This is a genomic window from Streptomyces sp. NRRL S-350 (assembly GCF_000719705.1).
GTDB lineage: Bacteria > Actinomycetota > Actinomycetes > Streptomycetales > Streptomycetaceae > Kitasatospora.
In genome coordinates this window covers 1-669 of record NZ_JOHO01000192.1, presented here as the reverse complement: position 1 = coordinate 669, position 669 = coordinate 1, and the positions used below count along the sequence as shown (strand labels likewise).

Sequence of the window (669 nt, the reverse complement as noted above, 5' to 3'; positions counted from 1 at the left end):
TTCAACTCCTCGTAGGTGACGCGTTCTTCGCCCTGTACCAGCGCGTCGGCCTGGGGGCTGACCCGTACCTGCTCCTCGAACACGGCCTGCACGGAGCGCTCGTCGGAGCCGCCCCGCGCGACGCCGGACCACTCGCCGAGGATGCGCTCCCGCTCCTCGGTGTCCAGCAGTTCGATGTCGCTGACCGCCGCGTCCGGGTCCGCGACCACGGCCGCCAGCAGCCGGAGCAGTCGGGCGGTCATCGCCTCGACCGTCGACCGGTCGTACAGGTCGGTGGCGTACTCGACGTCCCAGCGCAGGCCGCCCGCCGGGTCCTCCGCCACGAAGAAGGTGAGGTCGAACTTGGCGGCCCGCTTCTCCAGCGGGTGCTGCTCGGCGTCGGCGCCGGGGAACTCGTAGACGCCGTCGATGTTGTTCTGCAGCACCAGCATGGTCTGGAAGAGCGGGTGGCGGGCGGTGGAGCGGGCGGGGTTAAGCGCCTCCACGACCCGCTCGAAGGGCAGTTCCTGGTGGGCGAACGCATCCAGGTCGGTGGCCCGGACACGGGCCAGCAGTTCGCGGAAGGTGGGATCGCCGGAGACGTCGGTGCGCAGGACGAGGGTGTTGACGAAGAAGCCGACCAGGTCGTCCAGGGCCTCGTCGGTGCGGCCGGCGATGGCGGTGCCGAGG

Annotated in this window: 1 protein-coding gene; it reads right to left on the bottom strand. The window is 70.9% G+C overall.

Annotation, left to right across the window (positions count from 1 at the left end):
- On the bottom strand, positions 1 to 669 hold a 669-nt coding region (locus IF30_RS42890), incomplete at both ends, for a condensation domain-containing protein (RefSeq protein WP_037903164.1).